This is a genomic window from Janibacter sp. RAF52, assembly GCF_052114035.1.
GTDB classification, from domain to species: Bacteria; Actinomycetota; Actinomycetes; order Actinomycetales; family Dermatophilaceae; genus Janibacter; species Janibacter hoylei.
Map to the genome: position 1 here is coordinate 34,832 of NZ_JBFRDY010000007.1, position 17,734 is coordinate 52,565.

At 73.1% G+C, this 17,734-nt stretch carries 19 protein-coding genes, 1 tRNA gene and 1 other RNA gene; 6 read left to right on the top strand and 15 right to left on the bottom strand.

Features of this window, described 5'->3' with window-relative positions:
- The first annotated feature begins 67 nt into the window (after window positions 1–67).
- The 3 genes from map to AB4Y78_RS10745 all read left to right on the top strand — a co-directional run bounded on the left by map (window position 68) and on the right by AB4Y78_RS10745 (window position 3,027).
- Entirely contained in the window at window positions 68–931 is an 864-nt protein-coding gene (map, locus tag AB4Y78_RS10735) for a type I methionyl aminopeptidase (protein ID WP_259910642.1), read from the top strand.
- A 13-nt stretch (window positions 932–944) separates the two neighbouring features.
- On the top strand, window positions 945–1,700 hold the full coding sequence (gene ppgK, locus AB4Y78_RS10740; protein ID WP_259910644.1) for a polyphosphate--glucose phosphotransferase: 756 nt from the start codon (window positions 945–947) through the stop codon (window positions 1,698–1,700).
- A gap of 67 nt (window positions 1,701–1,767) precedes the next feature.
- Complete coding sequence (locus AB4Y78_RS10745; protein ID WP_441714856.1) at window positions 1,768–3,027, top strand: amino acid permease; 1,260 nt, start codon at window positions 1,768–1,770, stop codon at window positions 3,025–3,027.
- Between the two features lie 17 nt (window positions 3,028–3,044).
- Here the strand turns inward: AB4Y78_RS10745 and rnpB are convergent.
- The 3 genes from rnpB to AB4Y78_RS10760 form a co-directional block, all read right to left on the bottom strand.
- An RNA gene (gene rnpB, locus AB4Y78_RS10750) (RNase P RNA component class A) lies at window positions 3,045–3,425 on the bottom strand.
- A gap of 30 nt (window positions 3,426–3,455) precedes the next feature.
- Entirely contained in the window at window positions 3,456–4,040 is a 585-nt protein-coding gene (locus AB4Y78_RS10755) for a TMEM165/GDT1 family protein (protein WP_259910647.1), read from the bottom strand.
- A gap of 237 nt (window positions 4,041–4,277) precedes the next feature.
- Window positions 4,278–5,741, bottom strand: a complete 1,464-nt coding sequence (locus tag AB4Y78_RS10760) for an RNB domain-containing ribonuclease (protein WP_441714859.1) — start codon at window positions 5,739–5,741, stop codon at window positions 4,278–4,280.
- Window positions 5,742–5,803: 62 nt separating this feature from the next.
- On the opposite strand from AB4Y78_RS10760, the gene AB4Y78_RS10765 reads away from it, so the two are divergent.
- Window positions 5,804–6,550, top strand: a complete 747-nt coding sequence (locus tag AB4Y78_RS10765; protein WP_007928129.1) for a YaaA family protein — start codon at window positions 5,804–5,806, stop codon at window positions 6,548–6,550.
- On the top strand, window positions 6,547–7,638 hold the full coding sequence (locus AB4Y78_RS10770) for an ArsB/NhaD family transporter (RefSeq protein WP_441714860.1): 1,092 nt from the start codon (window positions 6,547–6,549) through the stop codon (window positions 7,636–7,638). Before AB4Y78_RS10765 ends, AB4Y78_RS10770 begins: the two co-directional genes overlap by 4 nt.
- A 127-nt stretch (window positions 7,639–7,765) precedes the next feature.
- Here AB4Y78_RS10770 and AB4Y78_RS10775 read toward each other — a convergent pair whose 3' ends face one another.
- The 12 genes from AB4Y78_RS10775 to AB4Y78_RS10830 form a co-directional block, all read right to left on the bottom strand.
- Entirely contained in the window at window positions 7,766–8,983 is a 1,218-nt protein-coding gene (locus AB4Y78_RS10775) for an O-succinylhomoserine sulfhydrylase (protein ID WP_441714862.1), read from the bottom strand.
- The gene (locus AB4Y78_RS10780) at window positions 8,980–9,396 is read right to left on the bottom strand and encodes a rhodanese-like domain-containing protein (protein WP_007928134.1); all 417 of its coding nucleotides are present in this window, start codon (window positions 9,394–9,396) and stop codon (window positions 8,980–8,982) included. The genes AB4Y78_RS10775 and AB4Y78_RS10780 overlap by 4 nt, the downstream gene beginning before the upstream one ends.
- Before the next feature lie 62 nt (window positions 9,397–9,458).
- Entirely contained in the window at window positions 9,459–9,992 is a 534-nt protein-coding gene (locus AB4Y78_RS10785; RefSeq protein ID WP_441714864.1) for a hypothetical protein, read from the bottom strand.
- A gap of 9 nt (window positions 9,993–10,001) precedes the next feature.
- The gene (locus AB4Y78_RS10790) at window positions 10,002–11,123 is read right to left on the bottom strand and encodes a bifunctional RNase H/acid phosphatase (protein WP_441714866.1); all 1,122 of its coding nucleotides are present in this window, start codon (window positions 11,121–11,123) and stop codon (window positions 10,002–10,004) included.
- Window positions 11,123–11,863: a zinc ribbon domain-containing protein gene (locus AB4Y78_RS10795; RefSeq protein ID WP_441714868.1), complete on the bottom strand. Its 741-nt coding sequence runs from the start codon at window positions 11,861–11,863 to the stop codon at window positions 11,123–11,125. The genes AB4Y78_RS10790 and AB4Y78_RS10795 overlap by 1 nt, the downstream gene beginning before the upstream one ends.
- Window positions 11,860–12,723, bottom strand: a complete 864-nt coding sequence (locus AB4Y78_RS10800; protein WP_441714870.1) for a Nif3-like dinuclear metal center hexameric protein — start codon at window positions 12,721–12,723, stop codon at window positions 11,860–11,862. The genes AB4Y78_RS10795 and AB4Y78_RS10800 overlap by 4 nt, the downstream gene beginning before the upstream one ends.
- Before the next feature lies 1 nt (window position 12,724).
- A tRNA-Val gene (locus AB4Y78_RS10805) sits at window positions 12,725–12,797 on the bottom strand.
- Window positions 12,798–12,845: 48 nt separating this feature from the next.
- Entirely contained in the window at window positions 12,846–13,820 is a 975-nt protein-coding gene (locus tag AB4Y78_RS10810) for an isopenicillin N synthase family dioxygenase (RefSeq protein WP_007929305.1), read from the bottom strand.
- An 11-nt stretch (window positions 13,821–13,831) separates the two neighbouring features.
- Window positions 13,832–14,326 (bottom strand): peroxiredoxin, encoded by a 495-nt coding sequence (locus tag AB4Y78_RS10815; protein WP_441714872.1) that lies wholly within the window; start codon window positions 14,324–14,326, stop codon window positions 13,832–13,834.
- Between the two features lie 17 nt (window positions 14,327–14,343).
- The gene (locus AB4Y78_RS10820; protein WP_128276711.1) at window positions 14,344–14,814 is read right to left on the bottom strand and encodes a DUF3052 domain-containing protein; all 471 of its coding nucleotides are present in this window, start codon (window positions 14,812–14,814) and stop codon (window positions 14,344–14,346) included.
- Entirely contained in the window at window positions 14,811–16,262 is a 1,452-nt protein-coding gene (locus tag AB4Y78_RS10825) for a PH domain-containing protein (RefSeq protein ID WP_441714874.1), read from the bottom strand. The genes AB4Y78_RS10820 and AB4Y78_RS10825 overlap by 4 nt, the downstream gene beginning before the upstream one ends.
- A complete protein-coding gene (locus AB4Y78_RS10830; protein WP_265229621.1) occupies window positions 16,259–16,780 on the bottom strand; it encodes a PH domain-containing protein in 522 nt (173 codons plus the stop codon). Before AB4Y78_RS10830 ends, AB4Y78_RS10825 begins: the two co-directional genes overlap by 4 nt.
- Window positions 16,781–16,852: 72 nt before the next feature.
- On the opposite strand from AB4Y78_RS10830, the gene fdhD reads away from it, so the two are divergent.
- Window positions 16,853–17,731 carry a formate dehydrogenase accessory sulfurtransferase FdhD gene (gene fdhD / locus AB4Y78_RS10835; RefSeq protein ID WP_265229622.1) on the top strand — a complete coding sequence of 293 codons (879 nt, stop codon included), beginning with the start codon at window positions 16,853–16,855 and terminating at the stop codon, window positions 17,729–17,731.
- Window positions 17,732–17,734 lie beyond the last annotated feature (3 nt).

Consider the following 17,734-nt stretch of genomic DNA (forward strand, 5'->3'; position numbering starts at 1 on the left):
TTCCTCGCGGACCTCGTCCGCAGCCCGGGGCGCGTGGGCCGCGCCCTCGTTGCCTAGACTCCACCGCATGCCCGCCCCCGTCGCAACCGTGACACCCGGTCAGGTCTCCCCCCGCCGCGAGGTGCCCGGCCGGATCGCCCACCCCGAGTACGTCGGCAAGGAGGCTCCCACCCCCTTCGCCGGGTCCGAGGTCAAGGACGCCGAGACCATCGAGGCGATGCGGCACGCCTGCCGCATCGCGGCCCGCGCACTCGCCGCCGCCGGCTCCGCGGTGGCCCCCGGGGTGACGACCGACGAGATCGACCGCATCGGCCACGAGTACCTGCTCGACCACGGCGCCTACCCCTCGACCCTCGGCTACCGCGGCTTCCCGAAGTCGCTGTGCACCTCGGTCAACGAGGTGGTCTGCCACGGCATCCCCGACGACCGCCCCCTCGAGGAGGGCGACCTCGTCAACATCGACATCACCGCCTACGTCGGCGGGGTGCACGGGGACACCAACGCGACCTTCTTCGCCGGCGAGCCCGACGAGGAGTCGCGGCTGCTCGCCGAGCGCACCCACGAGGCCATGCTCCGCGGGATCACGGCGGCCCTGCCCGGCCGCCAGATCAACATCATCGGCCGGGTCATCGAAAAGTACGCGGCGCGCTTCGGCTACGGCGTCGTGCGCGACTTCACCGGTCACGGCATCGGGACGAGCTTCCACTCGGGCCTGGTCGTCCCCCACTACGACGCGGCCCCGCAGTACGACACGGTCATCGAGCCGGGCATGACCTTCACGATCGAGCCCATGCTCAACCTCGGGACCCCGCAGTGGGACCTCTGGGACGACGGCTGGACCGCCGTGACGCGGGACCGCCGCCGGTCGGCGCAGTTCGAGCACACCATCCTCATCACCGATGAGGGCAACGAGATCCTCACGCTCCCCTGACAGGAGACCCACGATGAGCAAGCAGCACGACGCCCTCGGGATCGACATCGGAGGCTCCGGCATCAAGGGGGCACCCGTCGACCTCGACAAGGGGTCCTTCGCGGAGGACCGCCTGCGCATCGCCACCCCCGACCAGGCCACGCCCGACGCGGTCTGCGAGGTCGTCGAGCAGGTCGTCGACCACTTCGGGGTGAAGAAGGGCGTCCCCGTCGGCATCACCGTGCCCGCGGTCGTCACCCACGGCGTCGTGCAGACCGCCGCCAACATCGACTCCTCCTGGATCGGGGTCGATGCCCGCGAGCTCTTCGGCGACCGGCTGGGCCGGGACGTGCACGTCGTCAACGACGCGGACGCAGCCGGCGTGGCCGAGCGCTACTACGGCGCAGCGAAGCGGCAGGACGGCGTCGTCGTCCTCACCACCCTCGGCACCGGCATCGGCACGGCCCTGCTCGTCGACGGCCACCTCGTGCCCAACACCGAGCTCGGCCACATCGAGATCGAGGGCCACGACGCCGAGACCCGCGCCGCCGACTCCGTCCGCGAGCGCGAGGGCCTGGACCTCGAGGAGTGGGCCGCTCGCCTGCAGGTCTACTACTCCCGACTCGAGGCCCTCCTGTGGCCCGACCTCTTCGTCGTCGGTGGTGGCATCAGCAAGAAGGCCGACACCTTCCTGCCGCTGCTCGACCTGCGCACCCCGGTCGTCGCGGCCAAGCTGAAGAACAAGGCGGGCATCATCGGCGCAGCGCGCCTGGCGGCCAAGGGCAACTGACCTCCCCTTCGTCCCGGATCGGCGCGCTCCCCGCCGTCGCGGGTGGCCATGCGGCAGGGTAGGGCGCATGACGAGAGCGTCGGAGGGAGCCTCGGCGGCCACGAGCCGTCCGTCGACGCTGCCCGACGCCGTCGGCACCGGGCTGGCCTCCGTCGTCGGCGCCGGCATCTTCGTCGCCCTCGCTCCCGCCGCCATGGCGGCCGGCGACCAGCTCCTCCCGGCCGTGCTGCTCGCCGCGGCCGTCGTCGCGCTCAACGCGGCCTCCGCGGCCCGACTGGCCGTCTCGAGCCGGGCACCGCTCGGCACCCACGTCCACGGCCGGGACCGACTGGGGGTCGCGTGGGGTCACCTGTCCGGATGGGCCTTCGTCGTCGGCGCGGTCTCGGCCGCGGCGGCGCTGGCGCTCACCCTGGGCATGCACCTGCTGCCCGGGTTCCCCAAGGTCGTCGCCGTGGCCGCCGTGCTCGGCGCGCTCGGGCTGCACCTGCAGGGCATCACCCGCTCGACCCGCGGCGAAGGTGTCCTCGCGGCGCTGGCGGTCGTCGTGCTGCTCGTCTTCGTCGTGAGCCTGCTCGCCACGCCACCGGTCCTCGCCGACGGCCGACCCAGCGCGCCCGAGGGGTCGGGCGGCGTCACGGGTGTCGTCCAGGCAGCGGGCTTCGTCGTCTTCGCGCTTACCGGTTCGGTGCGTCTGCTCAACCAGCGCACCCGGGGTGGAGCGCTGGACCGCACGGTGCCCCGGGCCCTGACGGTCTCGCTCGGCATCGTCATCACGACCACCCTGCTCGTGGCCTTCGGCCTCTCCCGCACCCTCGGCACGGGCTGGGTCGCCGCGCGTCAGCTCCCGGTCGTCGCGGCCGCCGAGATCTCCGCCTGGCCGTGGCTCGGCCCGGTGCTGCAGGTCGCCGCGGTCCTCACCGCCGGCGGGGTGCTCCTCGGGCTCGTCCTCACGACGTCGGGCACCGTCGCGGCCATGGCACGTGACCGTCACCTGCCCGTGGCCCTGGCCGTCCGCGAGGGACCGCACCTGCTGCCACGACGCGCTCTCGTCGTCGTCGCGGCCTTCGTCGTCGTCTCGATCGTGCTCGTCGACGTCCGCCAGGCGATGGCCTTCGCCTCCTTCTGCGTGCTCGTGCACTTCGCCCTGCTGCACGCGAGCGCGTGGACGCTCGACCCGCGGTGGTCGCGCCGGGTGGTCCCTGCCCTCGGTCTCGTCGGGTGTCTCGGCGTCGCCGCGCTGCTGCCGTGGCAGAGCGTCGTCGCGGGAGTGCTCGTGCTGCTGCTCGGGGCCGTCATCGGATGGGTCAGGCACGCCACCCGGGAGTGAGCCCCGACGAAGGGGGCGGGATGAGTCGGCCTGTAAGCCGGGTTCTGTCCCCCGACGCGGTTGCCCGTGCCGGGGTGACGGCCATCCATCTCGGGTCGCCGTTGCCGACGACCTCCAGCGTCCTACCCGTGTGCTCGGGCGGGCAGCCCTCGGACGCACACTGTCTGGACTTGCTCCGGGTGGGGTTTACCGAGCCGATCCGGTCACCCGGATCGCTGGTGGTCTCTTGCACCACCGTTTCACCCTTACCGCGACGACCGAGGTCGCCGTGGCGGTCTGCTTTCTGTGGCACTGTCCCGCGGGTCACCCCGGGTGGCTGTTGGCCACCACCCTGCCCTGTGGAGCCCGGACTTTCCTCGACACCGCCGAAGCGGTGACGCAGCCGTCCGGCCGACTCATCCGCCGAGCAGTCTACGGGGCGCCGCAGGTCAGCCCAGCCACCCCGCACCCTCGGCGACGAGGACCAGCCCGAAGATCGCGAAGGCGGCGGCCGCTCCGTACTGGATGACCTTCTCGGGCAGCTTGCGCCCGAGCAGGGCGCCGACCCCGATGGCGAGCGCGTCGGCAGCGACCATGCCCACGGTCGAGCCGATCCAGGTGCCGAGCCAGTCCTCCCGGACCGCGAGGGTGATCGTCGCGAGCATCGTCTTGTCGCCGAGCTCGGCGAGGAAGAAGGCCAGGCCGACAGCCAGCAGCGCCGACCCCTTCGCCTTGCGCGCCTTCTGCGCCTCCTCGTCGGTCAGCTCGTCGCCGCGCAGGGTCCACGCGGCGAAGCCGAGGAAGGCGATACCGGCCGCGATGGCGATCGGCCCCTGGTAGCGCTCGAAGCTCGCGCCGATGAAGTAGCCGATGCCGACGGAGGCCAGGTGCACGATCGCCGTCGCGGCGGTGATGCCGAGGATGACGTCGCGTGCGCGGTAGCGGGTGGCGAAGGTCATCGCCATGAGCTGGCTCTTGTCGCCGAGCTCGGCGACGAAGATGACCACGGTGCTGAGCACCAGTGCAGAGAACATGAAAAAAACTCCTCGTCCGCCCGGACGAGGAGTCGTGGTGCGACGAGCCTCGACCGGGATCGTCACATGACAAACCGGTCGAAAGTCTCGTCCGCCAGCAGTGCTGGCCCGATGCGCCGGAGCCGGGGCCGAGGCCTCAGGCTCAGTGTGTCGACACACCTGTTGGGGACTACTCCCTTTCGCTGCCGCCACCCTACCCGATCCCGGCATCGCGCCGGCGCACGGTCGGGGTGGCGGTCAGGCCACCTCGAAGTCGACCCGTCCCTCGTCGAGCGAGACGCCGGTCAGGCGCACGGTGACCTCGGCGCCGAGCTCGGCTGCTCCCTTCGCCCGCGCCAGCACCGGCGGGTCGACGAGCTGCACCTCGAGGGCACCCCCGTCGTCCTTGCCCTCGGGCACGTCCACGACGACGGCCGCAAACTCCTCGCCCACCCGGTCGGCGAGGGAGGCGGCCTCGACGGCGTCGGTCGTCGCCCGCTCCACCCCCCCAGCGCGACGGTCGGAGGTCTCCATGAGCTCGGGCAGCGACGGCAGCGCTTCGCGGACCCAGGCCGGCACCTCGGTCCCGGCACTCACCGCCGCGCACAGCGCCAGACCGAAGCGGTCGACCAGACGGCGCAGCGGCGCCGTCACGTGGGCGTAGGGCGCGGCGATGGCGGCCTGCTCGACGAGCTCGGGCAGCTCCCCGTCGAAGGCGGTGTAGCCGGCCCCGCGGAAGAGGACCGTCGACTCGTGGATCAGCGCGAGGTGCTTGGGGTCGGTGCCGTCCAGGGAGCGCAGGAAGGTGCCGTGGTCGGTCCCCTCCGCCCACTCAACGCCGAGGGCGCGGGCCACCCGGCGCAGCTGACCGACGGCGCGCTCGTCGGGCTCGGGCATCGTGCGCAGGATGCCGACCTTGGCCTCGAGCATCATCTCGGCGGCGACGATGCCGGTGAGGAGCGAGATCTGGGCATTCCAGTCCTCGGCCGGCACGAGCGGGCGCAGGTGCAGGCGGAAGCCGCCCTCGACCTCCTCGACCTGCTGGTCGGGCATCGGGAGGTAGGCCCCACCGCGCTCCTGCTCGAGCGCGATGCGCTTGTCCCCGATCTCCCGGAGCAGCAGCAGCCGCTCGTCGTCGGTGCCGCCGTCGACCGCCTCCTGGACGGCGGTGTACTCGAGGCGCTCGACGCTGCGCACGAGCGCCGGGTAGACCTCGGCGGCCGTGTGCTCACCGCGGGCGTCGAGGCGGATGTCCCACACGTAGGCCGGGCGCACTTCGTCGGGCAGCAGGCTCGCCGCGCCCTCGCTGAGCACCGGCGGGTGCAGCGGAGTGCGCTCGTCGGGTGCGTAGATCGTCTGCCCGCGGCGACGGGCCTCCTCGTCGATGGCCCCGCCCGCCTCGACGAAGGACTCCAGGTGCGCGATCGCGTACCGCACGCGGTAGCCCTCACCGTCGCGCTCCAGGTGCATGGCCTGGTCGAGGTCCATCGACCCGGGCGGGTCGATGGTGACGAAGGGGAGGTCGCTCTCGTCACGCTCGGGCCGGGAGAGCGGCTGCGCCGCCACCCGCTCCGCCTCCGCGACGACCTCCGCCGGGAACTCGCCGGGCACCTCGAGCTCGGCGCGGATCGCGTCGAAGCGCGGGGTCAGCCCCGCGGCGGCGACGACCTCCCCCACCTCGGGGTCGCTCGGACGGAGGGTCACGGTGCGCTGCGAAGCCATGCTCGCCACCCTAGATGCCCCTGGACGCCGACGCCCGCAGTCGGCTCTCGTATCGTCTGGGGGTGCTCGTGCTGCTGCCCCCGTCGGAGTCCAAGGCCGGCCGCTCCCGCGGCAAGGCGCTGGACCTCCCTTCGCTCTCCCACCCGGACCTCACCGACCACCGCCGGATGGTCCTCGACGCGCTCGCCGAGGTGAGCGGCCGGCCCGACGCCCACGAGGTCCTCGGGGTCAGCCCCAACCTCGTCGAGGAGGTCGCGCGCAACACGCGCCTCACCACCGCACCTGCTCCCCCGGCAGCCGAGGTCTACACCGGCGTGCTCTACGACGCCCTCGGCCTCGGCGACCTCACCCCCGGGCAGCGACGGCGGGCCAACCGGTGGCTCGTCGTCGTCTCCGCGCTCTTCGGCGCGGTCCACCCCACCGACCGTATCCCGCCCTACCGCCTGTCGATGGCGGTCAACCTCCCGGGTGTCGGCCCGCTCGCCGCCCACTGGCGCGAAGCGCTCGACACCGAGCTGACCACGGCCGCGGGCACCGGCCTCGTCGTCGACTGCCGCTCGAGCACCTACGTCGCCGCGTGGACGCCGAGCGGCGACGTGGCGCGCCGGTGGGTGCAGATCCGGGTGCCCGGCGCCACCCACATGGCCAAGCACACCCGTGGCCTGGTGGCGCGCCACCTCCTCGGCGTCGACCGCGAGCCACGTACCCCCGCGTCCCTGGCCCGGGCGCTCGAGCCCGGCTTCGACGTGACCCTGCACGAGCCGGCCGGACCCGGCCGACCCTGGGTCCTCGACACGACCGCCCGGTGACCTGGCCGGAGGTCGTGGCGGTCCTCTCCCGGACTTTGCCCGTCATGGCCTTCCTCGTGGCCATCACCGTCGTCGCGGAGGTGGCCGACCTCGCCGGAGTCTTCGACGTCGCGGGCCACGCCACGGCACGGCTCGCGGGTCACCGCACGGTCGTCCTGTGGCTGCTGATCAGCGGGCTCGCCGTGCTCGTCACGGTCTTCCTCGGTCTGGACACGACCGCCGTGCTGCTCACACCGGTCGCGCTCACGGTCGCCCGCCAGGTCGGGGTGGGGGCGGCCCCCTTCGCCGTGACGACCCTCTTCCTGGCCAACACCGCATCCCTCTTCCTGCCCGTGTCCAACCTGACCAACCTGCTGGCAGTGCAGCACCTGGAGCGGCTGGGCGGGGCGCACGCCGACTTCGTCCGGCTGGCGCTCGCCCCGGGCGCGGCCGCCGTGGTCGGGACCCTGCTCGTCGTCGGCCTCGTGCACCGGCGCGACCTGCGGGGCCGCTACACCGTGGCGCCCCCGGATGCTCCGCACGACCGCGTCCTGCTGCGGCTGGCCGCCGGCACCTGTCTGGCGATCGGGCCGCTCTTCGCCCTCGGCGTGGAGCCCTGGCTCGTGGCCGGCGCCGCGGCGCTCGTCCTCGTGACCGCAGTGAGGCTGCGGGCCCCCTTCCTCGTGCAGCGGGTGCGCCCGCCGTGGGCCATGGCCGTGGTCGTCGGTGTGTTCTTCGTCGCCGTCCAGGCACTGCTCGACGCCGGCGCCGGCACGGCGCTGCGCGACCTGGCCGGAGCGGGCGAGGGCCTCGGCGACCTCGCCCGGGTCGCCGGTCTCGGCGCCCTGGCGGCCAATGCGCTCAACAACCTGCCGGGCTACCTGGCGCTCGAGTCCGCGGCGGGCACGAGCCCCACCCGGCTCATGGCGCTCCTGGTGGGGACCAATGTGGCCCCGATCGTCACCCCGTGGGGCTCGCTCGCCACGCTCCTGTGGCTCCACCGGGTGCGCGCCGCAGGCGTGCGCATCGGCGCCGGCGCCCTGGCGGCCCAGGGCCTCGCAGTTGCCCTCGTCGCGGGCGGCGCGGCGCTCCTCGTACTCGCGCGCTGATGGTTGTGTGTTGACGTGGTAGCCCAGCCTGCCGGCAAGCCCCCACCAGGCGCTGTCGGCGCACAGGACTACCAGTTCCACCCACAACCATGGCCAGAGGGCCGGACCTGGTCGCCCGCTCGAGGGGTCAGCCGAGCGCGCGACGCAGGTCCGCGACGAGGTCCTCCGCGGCCTCGAGGCCGACGGAGATCCGCAGGGTCGTGTCGGTGATGCCGATCGCAGCCCGGGCCTCCTCCCCCATCCGACGGTGGGTCGTCGTCGCCGGGTGGGTGATGAGCGATTTGGAGTCACCGAGGTTGTTGGAGATGTCGACGAGCCGGAGGGCATTCATCACCGCGAAGGCCTGCTCCTTGCCACCCCGGACGTCGAAGGTCACGACGGTGCCGCCCCCGGTCATCTGGCGCCGGGCGAGCTCGTGCTGCGGGTGGTCCTCGAGCCACGGGTGGATGACCCGGTCGACGCCGGCGTGCTCCTGCAGGGCCCTGGCGATGGCCAGCGCCGACTCGGCCATGCGGCGCACCCGCAGGTCCATCGTCTCCAGCCCCTTGAGCAGCACCCAGGCGTTGAAGGGTGAGAGCGAGGGGCCGGTGTGGCGGATGAGGTTTTGCACCGGGCCGTCGATGTAGTCCCGGGGTCCGAGGATCGCGCCACCGAGGACGCGCCCCTGGCCGTCGATGTGCTTGGTCGCCGAGTACACGACGATGTCGGCACCGTGCTCGAGGGGCCGGGAGAAGACGGGCGTGCCGAAGACGTTGTCCACGACGACCTGTGCGCCTGCGGCGTGCGCGAGCTCGCTCACCGCCGCGATGTCGACGAGCTCCTGCATCGGGTTGCTCGGGGTCTCGAAGAAGACCGCGGTCGTCGGCTCCGACAGCGCCTCGCGCCACTGGTCGAGGTCGTGCCCGTCGACGAGCACGGTCTCGACGCCCCAGCGCGGGAGGATCTCGTCGACGATGACGAAGCAGCTGCCGAAGAGCCTGCGGGAGGAGACGAGCCGGTCACCCTGCCCGACAAGGGCGGCGAGCGCGGTGAAGACCGCCGACATCCCGGAGGACGTGGCGTAGGCCGCCTCGGCGCCCTCGAGCACGCGCAGCCGCTCCTCGAGCATCGCGACGGTCGGGTTGCCGTAGCGGGAGTAGACGAACTTGTCGACGCCGTCGCTGAAGGCCGCCTCGGCCTCCTCGGCGCTGCCGTAGACGAAGCCGGAGGTGAGGAAGAGCGCCTCGGAGGTCTCGTCGAAGGTCGTGCGGGCCTGGCCGCCGCGCACGGCGAGGGTCTGCGGGGAGAGCCCCTCGGGGGCGAGGTAGGGCCGCGGGTTGCCGGGGCCGAAGGGAGTACCGCTCACCCCTGCCTCCACGGCAGACCGGCCTGCTTCCAGCCGTTCACCGCACGGTGCCCGTGGGCGTCGACGTCGCCCTCGAAGCCCTCGAGCACGTTGACGGTGCGGCTGTAGCCGGCGGCGCCGGCGGCCGTCTGGGCCGCGACAGAGCGCGCCCCCGAGCGGCACAGGAAGAGCACGGTCGTCTCCTCGGTGGGGACGACGGCGCGCAGCTCGTCGAGGAAGGCCGGGTTGGGGGCACCGTCGGGGAAGCTCGTCCACTCGATCGGGACGACCCGCTTGCCCAGCGAGGTCAGGTCGGGCAGCCCGACGAAGGTCCACTCCGCCCGGGTGCGCACGTCGACGAGGATTGCCTCCGGGTCGCTGGCGAGGTGGTCCCACGCCTCCTGGGGCGTGAGCTGTGCTGCTGGCTGACTCATGACCTCAGGCTAATGAGCGGGCTGGCGGCCACCGCCGTCGGGTCACGACCCGAGACGTGCCCTCAGTGCCCGAGGGAGATGCCGCGGCTGACGAGCCACGCGGTGACGAGGAAGCGGGCCAGGCACCCGATGGTGGTCACCGCGAAGAAGAGCACCATGTTGACCCGCTTGATGCCTGCCGCGACCGTGACGACCGCGAGCGGCGGGAAGCCGATGCCGGAGGAGGCGAGCATGACGAGCGGACCGAGCCGGGGCCGGTCGAGCACGTCGATCATCGCCTTGCTCCATCGGGCGAAGCGGGCCCGCACCGGGCCAGTGGGTCGGCGGTCCTCCGGCGCCTCGCGGGCCTCCTTGGCCTCCCGCCGAAGGGTGTATGCCTCGGCTCCCTTTTCGGCGACGAAGAAGTGGCTCATCTTGCCGACGACGAGACCACCGGTCATGGCGCACACGTGCACGACCCAGGCGTCCGGGAAGATCACGGGCGCGGCGAGCGCGTAGATCTCGGCGTTGAGCGGCGGGAAGAAGGCCGAGAGCAGCCCGAAGAGGACCGCCCCCACGAGACCGGTCGCGATGAGCCAGTCGGGCACGTTGGTCATGTCGACTCCTCAGGTGCGGTTGGTGAAGGCGACGACGGCCTCACCACCCGGCCAGGCCTCGATCGCCGTGAGCGAGCCCGGGCTGCCGGCGAGGCGCCAGAGCCGGTCGTGCGGCAACCCGAGGACGTGGGCGAGGACGACGAGGATCGGCTTGCGGTGGGCTGCGACGACGACCGTCCCGCCCTCGGCGACGAGTGCCTCCCAGGCGGTCAGGACGCGTGCAGCCATCTGCGTGTGGGACTCGCCGCCGGGACGTGCGTAGTCGGGGTCGTCGCGCAGGGCACGGAAGTCGTCACCGTGCTCGCGCACGAGGTCGGCGATGGCCAGGCCGTCCCAGTCGCCGAAGGACTGCTCGTCCCAGGCGGCGTCGGCGAAGGGGGTGACCCCCAGCCGGTCGGCGATGGCGGCGCCCGTCTGCCGCGCCCGGGCGAGGTCGGAGGTGACCACCCGGGCGTCGGCCTCGCCGACGAGCTCGGCCACGAGCTCGGCCGCCCGCGCGGCCTGCTCGCGCCCCGTCGCGCTGAGGTCGGGGTCCACACCACCGCGGCCGTCGATGCGCACCTGCTCGGTGAGCTCGGTGACGCCGTGCCGTACGAGGACCACCCGGGTCGGCTCCCCACGCCCGGGCCGCGGGCGCACCGGCTCCTGCTCGCCGTCGCGCGAGGGCGCGAGGTCGTCACGGGCAGCCTCGCTGCCGTGCCAGTCCTCGACGTGCTCACCGTCCATGCCCCGGTTGGACAGGGCGTCGGCGTCACCGTTGTCGGCCCGCGGGACCCAGACCCACTCGACGGATCCTCCCGCGGCGGTGATCTCGGCGACGACGTCTCGGGCCTGCAGGGCCAGCTCGCGCATGTCGGGGTGCTTGATCCGCCACCGCCCGGCCATCTGCTCGACGACGAGCTTGGAGTCCATGGCGACGACGATCTGGGCGTCGGCGGCGATGGAGCGGGCGGCGGTGAGGCCGGCGATCATCCCGCGGTACTCGGCGACATTGTTGCTCGCGGTGCCCAGTGGCGCGGCGAGCTCGACGAGGCGCTCACCGGTCGCGGTGTCGCGCACGAGGGCGCCGTACCCGGCGATGCCGGGGTTGCCTCTGGACCCGCCGTCCGCCTCGACGCGCAGCCGCCGCATCAGTCGCCGCTGTGGGTGCGCACGAGGATGCGCGAGCACTCCTCGCACCGCACGACCTCGTCGCTCGCCGCCTGGTCGATGGCGGCGAGGTCGACGGGGTTGAGCTCGAGACGGCATCCGCCGCAGCGGCCGTGCTTGAGCTCGGCCGCGGCCAGACCTCCCGAGCCCTCGCGGATCCGCTCGTAGAGGGCGAGCAGCGGGTCGTCGATGCCGCCGGCGATCTCGTGGCGCGGACGGGCCACCTCGACGCGCTCGGCATCGAGCTCGGCCACGGCCGCGTCGCGCTCGGCGGCGAGGCGGTCGACCTCGGCCTGGATCTCGTCGCGCTGGGCCTGCAGCTGCTGCAACCGGGACTCCGCGGTCTCCTGCCGCTCCATGACCTCGATCTCGACGTCCTCGAGCTCGGCCTGACGGCGCCCCAGGGACTCGATCTCGTGCTGCAGCGACGTGAGGTCGCGCGAGGTCATGCCGGTGCCGGCCTCGAGGCGCGCCTGGTCGCGGGCGGCGCGGTCGCGCACCTGCTGCACGTCTGCCTCGGCCCGCGCGACCTCGCGCCGGATGTCGGAGAGGGTGGTCTCGACGCGCACGACGTCGTCGCTCACCTGCTGGAGCCGCTCACCGGCCTCGGCGACCGCGGCGATCTGCGGCACCCGGGTCAGCGCGTGGTCGATCTGCTGCAGGCGCGTGTCGAGCGCCTGCAGGTCGAGCAGTCGTGCCTGGACGAAGGGGTCGGCCTTCACTGCGGGTCTCCTTGGAGGGGTCGGGCGCCGACGGTGAAGCTCCACGGGTCGGTGCAGATGGTGCTCACGTGGGTGTCCAAGCCAACCACGTCGTGACCGGCGGCTGCGAGCGCCCCCACGACGCGCTCGAGCATCTCCTCGAGCCACAGCCACTCGGTGGCCCAGTGACCGGCGTCGACGAGGTAGGGGGTGCCGCCGCGCGCGGCGGCCTCCTCCCGGGCCTCGAGCACGGGGTGGTGGCGCAGGTCCGCGGTGACGTAGACGTCCGCCCCGGCGGCCACCGCCGCGTCGACGAGCCCGTCGCCGGCGCCGCCGAGCAGGGCGACGCGGCGCACCGGCGCCTCTGCCGGCCCGGCGACCCGGATGCCCGCCGGGGCCGAAGGGAGTGCCGCCGCCAGTCGCACAGCGAAGTCCGCGAGGGTCACCGGCTCGTCGAGGTCACCGACCCGTCCCATGGGCCGGTCCTCCTCGGTGCTCAGCGGCTCGGTACTCGCCAGGCCGCACGCGGCGGCGAGCGCGGTGTTGACCCCGGGCTCGGCGACGTCGGCGTTGGTGTGGGCGACGTAGAGCGCGACGTCGCCGACGACGAGGGAGGTGATGGCGGCCCCCTTCGCGCTCGTCGTGGCGACGGAGTGCACGCCGCGCAGGAGGAGGGGGTGGTGGGTGATGAGCAGGTCGGCGCCGGCGTCACGGGCCTGCGCGATGACCTCGAGGGTCGGGTCGACGGCCGCGTGGATGCGCCGCACGGGTTGCTCAGGGTCACCGGTCACCAGGCCGACGCGGTCCCAGGACTGCGCCGAGTCCTGGGGGTAGAGCCCCTCGAGGACCGTCAGCACGTCGCGCAGTCGGATGGAGGTCATGTGGGCCCGGCCGGGCTCGAACCGACGACACCCGCGGTGTAAACGCGGTGCTCTACCAACTGAGCTACAGGCCCCGAGCGCCTACGGCGCCGGGGTCATCATGACAGGCCGCGGCCCGCGTCTCAGACGCGACGCGCGTCCTCGATGAGGTTGATCTCGTAGAGGACGAGGTCGAGGGCGTCGGCGGCGCTGATCGGCGAGAAGAGCTGCGGCGTCTGCTCGGTGACCGTCGACACGAGCGGGCTGAGGACGGTCCACGGCGTCGGGTGGGTGAACTGGACGACGGAGTAGCGGTCGCCCTCCTGCCCCGGCGCGGCGACGACCCGGTGGATGCCGGGCTCGATGACGCCATTGGTCACGACCTCGAGCATGAGGCCGGTGTTGATGATCGCGCCACCCTCGGGGGCGATGGCGTCGATCCACTCGCCGGAGTCCTTCAGGCGCACCTGCAGTCCGGCCGCGGTCGCCCGGGGCAGCGCGGTGATGAGGTTGATGTCGGCGTGCTCGGCCGCCCACACGTGCGGGGCCTCCGGGGCCGACTCCATCGCCGGGTAGTGGATGGCGCGCGAGAGCGTCGGACCGTCGACGAGCATCTTCTCGAAGTAGTCGGGGTGGGCTCCGACACCGGTCGCGATGATCCGCAGGACCCGTCGCTGCAGGTCGGCGACCGAGCGGTGGAAGGCGGTGAGCGTCTCGGTGATGCCCGGCACCGCCGACTCCGGCAGCACCGGGTCGTGGTAGCGGTGCGGGTAGCGCGTGCGCAGCGGGTGCCCGGCCGGGATGGAGGGACCCCAGTTGAGCATCTCCTTCCAGTCCGCGACGTCGGCGGTGGCGGCGGTCTCGACGAGCAGGCCGGTGTAGCCGGTCTGGCCGTGCGTGCCCGGGGCGACGAACTGCTCCTTGACCTCGCGCTCGGCGGTGAAGAACTCCTCGAGCATCCCGTAGGCGCTGTCGATGAGGTCCTCGGAGAGGTCGTGCTTGACGTAGACGAAGCCCGTCTCGAGGGAGGTCATCAGACCGTCGACGACGGCGCGTGCCCGCTCACCGTCCCCGGACTCGAAGGCCAGCAGGTCCACCTCGAGGATGTTGTCGCTCATGACGACCGAGGCTACCCGCCCGAGGGCCCCCGGGAGTCCACGATGCGGGACAGCGCCTCGTGGTAGCCGGTGAAGTCCCGGGCCCGGCCGGCGGGGTTGACGAGCGACCAGACAACCCGCCCGTCTGGGCCGACGAGGAAGGTCCCGCGCTCGGCCTTGCCGGCCTGCTCGTCGAGGACGCCGTAGGCCCGGGCGACCTCGCCGTGCGGCCAGAAGTCCGACAGCAGCGGGAAGAAGTAGCCCTCCCGGTCGGCCCACGCGCGCAGGCTGAACATCGGGTCGCACGAGATCGCCATCGTCGTGACGTCAGGCGACTCGAAGCGCCCGAGGTCGTCGCGGATCTCACCGAGCTCGCCCGTGCAGATGCCCGAGAAGGCGAAGGGGTAGAAGACGAGCAGGACACTGCGTCGGCCCGCGTGCTCGCGCAGCGACACGTCCCTGCCGTTGTGGTCACGCAGGGTGAAGTCGGGGGCGATCTCCCCCACGGCGACGGGCTGACGGCTCATGCCGGCAGTGTGCCGGATCAGGCGACGCCCTTGCGCGCGGCCAGGCGCGTCGCGACCCAGTGCTCGGAGCACATGACATTGCCCGAGGTGTGCAGCCCCGCGGTCGTGGCCGCCTCGTCGACCTCGCTCGGGTCGACCTCCTCCGGCTGGCCGGGGCGCGGCGTGAGCAGGACGATCGAGGACCCCTCGGCGAGGGTGCCCAGGGTGTCGACGAGCGCGTCGGTGAGGTCACCGTCGCCGTCGCGCCACCAGAGGATCACGGCGTCGACGACACCCGTGTAGCTCTCGTCCTCTATGGGGTCGCCGACGACGTCCTCGATCGCGAGGCGCAGGGCCTCGTCGACGTCGTCATCCCAGCCGTACTCCTGGACGATCTGCTCCTTGGTGAAGCCCAACTTGGCCACGGCGTCCCGGGCGATGTCGTCGCCCTGCTCCGTCGACTCCCCCGTCACGACCGTGGTCCCTTCTCCTGCTCGCTGCTGATTCATCCGTCACAGTCCACCGTGTCCGGCCCCGTGACGCAAGCAGGCCCGCCCGATCGGCCCCGTCGTGCTGGGCTCGCGTGCTGCTCGGCGAGGGCTCGCAGCCGCTCGGCACCCGCCCGGTCGAGGTGCTGCACCCGGGGGCTCACCGGCCCGACCGTGCTCACGACCTCGACGCTCGCGAGGTCCAGCCGCTGCGAGATCGGCCCCTGCGTCACGGTCAGCGACTGGATCCGCCCCCAGGGAACGATCTGCAGCGTGTGGTCGAGCCAGCCGGAGCGCGTGAGCAGGGCCCGCTGCCCGGCGAGGTAGCCGATGCGACGTCGGGCGAAGGGGTGGACCCACCGGCTCCGCCCGGGGAGACCGACGAAGCCCTCGGGGGTCCCGGCGACGAGCGAGCCGGCCTCGGCCGTGGTCTGCGGGTCGCCCGTGACGACCTCGAGCAGGCGCAGGACCTCCGTGGTCGTGGCCACGGGCACGAGCACGGTGTCCGTCGACTCCGACGCCGAGCCGATCTCGGCGCCGGCGACGTTGACCTTGAGCGACCACCACCCGGGGCGACGCCACAGCCAGGGCTGCTCGATCGCGACGGCCTGCACCCGGTGCAGGGGCACCGACGAGGTCCGGGTGTCGGTGAGGCCCCGCTGGCTCGTCAGGGTCCGCGGGCCGCGCAGCCCGATCGTCAGACCCCACCAGCGCGTCAGGCGCATGAGTGCCCGGCCCGCCCCGATGACGGCCGCGGGGGCGAGACCACCGATCGCCGCACCCAGCCCGAGCACGGACAGCACGAGCGCGACGAGCAGGAGGAGCGCGACGAAGATCGCCTCGCCGCCGAGCAGCACCGAGGCGACGATCCGTGCCGGTGGGACCACGAGCAGGGGCGCCCCCTCCGTCGGCGCGGCGGCGGCGACCGTCCGCTCGGGGTGCGGGGCGCTCCCTTCGTCGGCGGGGACCTCGGATCCGGACTCGTGGGCCAGCCCGAGCAGGCGCTGCCGCACGGCATCGGCCTCGGCCATCCGCAGGTAGGCGATCGACAGGTGGGAGTCGCCGCCGCCGGCCGACTCGACGCGCACCTCCGACAGCCCGAAGAGCCGGGCGAGCAGCGGACGGACGACGTCGACGGCCTGGATCCGGTCGTAGCGCACCTGACGGTGCTGCCGGAAGATCGCGCCCGTGCGCATCTCGATGCTGTCGCCGCCGATCCGGTACCGCGTGAACCACCAGGACAGCAGACCGATGCCGATGGCGCCGAGTACGACGAGCGCGAGGACGCCGAGCTGGACCAGCCCGACGCCGAAGGCCCCTCCCTCGGCATCCGGCCCGAGCGAACCGGCGACCCGGTCGAGCTGCTGCGACAGGACGTAGCCGAGGAAGCCCAGGACGATGAGCCCGCCACGGATGAAGGGCGAGACCGGGTGCACCCGGACGAAGTCAGTGGTCGGGGTCTGGCTCACAGCCCGGCCCGCTGGGCGTCGCCACGAGCGGCCAGCCGCACCCGCAGCTCCTCCGCGACCTCGGCCGGCAGCCCGGGGATGTCCCCAGAGCTGGTCGGCGAGGCCGTGTGCACGGTGATGTCGGCCATCCCCTTCGCCCGCTTGTACGGACCGGAGGACAGGTCGACGTACTGGATCCGCCCGTAGGGGATCGTCACGAGCCTCCGCCAGAGCCGACCCTTGCGGATCGCCAGCTCCTCCGGCAGCTCGGCCCAGGTGATCGCGCGCACCTGCACGCCGACGAGCCACATGAGCCAGGCCCACAGCAGCAGGAGCGCCACGGCGCCGGCAGCGACCCAGGTCCACGTGAAGGCCGCCGCGACGGCGCAGGCCACGGCGAGCGGCAGCAGGACCGCCGACGCACTGACCCGTCGCACCTGCACGAGCGCGGGCGAGACGGGGTGCCAGTCCGCGCCGGCGTCACCACGCAGGGGCAGCACGGCCGGGAGCGAAGGGGGCGGGGTCGGCTGGTGATCCACGGGTCCATGACACCAGACGCCTCCGTAGGCTGACCGGGTGGTCGACGGACGTGGAGGTGCCCGGTGGGACGGATGACGCGACGGCTGCGGGTGCAGCGGCTGGGGCCGTCGGCGGTCTCACGGATCGAGTCGGTTGCGGTCGAGGAGCCGCTGGAGATCCGGGTCGCTGCGCTGCCCGAGCGGGCGCTGGCCGCCGGGGGCGCCCCGAGCGAGCTGCGGCCGCCGTCGCAGACCGTGACGACGACGATGCGTCTGCCGGGTGACGACTTCGACCTCGCGCTCGGCCACCTCGTCGCCGAGGGCCTCGTCGGCGACGGCGCCGACATCGCGACGATGATGCACTGCACCGACGTCGGGCCCGACGGCTCGCCGACCTTCAACGTCGTCGAGGTGACCCTCGCGGCGGGCGTCTCGCTGCGACGACCGGTCACCGAGCGGACCGAGGTCGCGACGAGCGCGTGCGGCGTGTGCGGGTCTGCCTCGGTCGACGACCTGCTCGAGACCCTGCCCCACTCCCCCGCCGACGACGACGTGCGCATCGGGCTCGACGTGGTCCACGCCGGCGTGGCGGCGATGCGGGAGCGGCAGAAGGTCTTCGCCGCCAGCGGCGGGGTCCACGCGGCCGCGCTGCTCGACCCGGCGGGCACGGTGCTCGTCGTGCGCGAGGACATCGGCCGGCACAACGCCGTCGACAAGGTCATCGGGTGGGCTGCCCGCGAAGGGCGTCTCCCCCTGCGCGGGCACGCCCTCGTCGTCTCGTCCCGTGCGGGCTTCGAGATCGCGCAGAAGGCCGCGGTCGCCGGGGTCCCCACGCTCGCCTGCGTGTCGGCCGCGACGACCCTGGCCGTCGAGGTCGCCGAGCGCTCCGGCCTGACGCTGCTCGGTTTCGTCCGTGAGGACCGCGCCACCGTCTACACGCACCCGTACCGCGTGACGGCACCCGGTTTGTGACGG